Source organism: Roseicella aerolata (assembly GCF_020523605.1).
Classification (GTDB): Bacteria; Pseudomonadota; Alphaproteobacteria; order Acetobacterales; family Acetobacteraceae; genus Paracraurococcus; species Paracraurococcus aerolatus.
The window spans coordinates 1-1,351 of sequence record NZ_JAJAQI010000148.1 but is presented as its reverse complement, the minus strand read 5'-3'; the positions used below and the strand labels follow the sequence as shown (position 1 = coordinate 1,351).

Below are 1,351 nucleotides of genomic sequence, written 5' to 3'. Positions count from 1 at the left end.
CTTTACGCCGCCGTTCGCTCTGTCGTCGGCACCGCCGCGCGGCGCGGCATCGGCGCCTTTCAGGCTATCCAAACCACCCTACAGGGCGAGTCCGTCCTCGCCCCGGGTTGAGCAGGTACAGTGCTTAGCCTTTTTCGCTTAATGATGGAAAAATAGCCTTACCTTTCCCATGCTATTATCTTAGCGTTGCTATCTGACTGGGTCAGAGTAAGGGTTGAGTAATGGAAAAAGACCTCTCCATCCGCGGCGAGACAATACAAAGGGTATACAACCTATACAAGGCAAACAAATTTACCGTAAATCGGCGGTATCAGCGCAAGCTTGTCTGGACGGTCGAGGAGAAGCGCGCATTTATTGACTCTCTTTCGCGTGGTTATCCAGTTCCTATTGTACTTCTTGCAGAAGTTAAAATTGACAAATCCAATCATTATGAAATTATTGACGGCCTTCAGAGGCTAAATGCAATCACATCATTTATTGATGGTGAATTTGATCTAGATGGCCGATATTTCGACCTCGCGACGATGGTGGAGTCAAAAGAGCTTCTGGATAAGGAGGAGCTCATCCAAAGATCGCCGGTTCTGGACAGGCAAATCTGTGGAAATATTGCAAAGTACAATCTGCCTCTTTCTGTGTTTCAATTTGAAGATGTGACTGAAGTTGATGATGTATTCAAGCGAATTAACGCAAATGGCAGAACGCTTTCTCAGCAAGATTTAAGATCTGCTGGAGCAACGAACAGGTTCTCTACGGTGGTGCGGCGTATCGCGAGCAAAGTTCGAGGAGATGGTACTGATAGTGATGTGCTTCCGCTGAGTGGGATGAACAAAATCAGTATCACTAGCAGAAGTCTTGATTACGGCATCGACATTGATCATATTTTCTGGGTTGAAAGGCGCATTCTAAGCAAAGAAGCAGTTCGACAATCTGCCGACGAAGAGATCATTGGCCATATTGTTGCTTACATGGCACTACCTGAGCCGCCGCCGGTAAATAGCGACGCGCTTGATGAGTATTTCGGAAGAACCCCGACAGAAAAAACGGTAGTCCTCGAAACGGCACTGCAGCGTATCAGTTTGGAAAAAATTGAGTCAAATTTCCTCTCTGTTTTCAACGAAGTTCGTGGACTCCTTGTTGATGCAAATGAGACGTTCACCCGTCTTGTCTTAGATGAGGAAAAGAATGCTGCCCCTAGATACTTTCAGGCAGTTTTTTTGGCGGTTTACGAACTGCTAGTGGAGCGAGTCTAACGCTTGGTGCCCACGCCTCGCGGCGGCGATGACGTGGTCCGGGTGCTTGGTCCATCGGAAGGGGCGCGGGTCGGCGTTGGCCTCCGCGACGAAGCGGTTGA

General features: G+C 48.6%; 1 protein-coding gene. It reads left to right on the top strand.

Annotated features, from left to right (window positions below; genetic code table 11):
• The first annotated feature begins 221 nt into the window (after positions 1-221).
• Positions 222-1,250 carry a DUF262 domain-containing protein gene (locus LHA35_RS28255; protein ID WP_226615148.1) on the top strand — a complete coding sequence of 343 codons (1,029 nt, stop codon included), beginning with the start codon at positions 222-224 and terminating at the stop codon, positions 1,248-1,250.
• Positions 1,251-1,351: the final 101 nt, after the last annotated feature.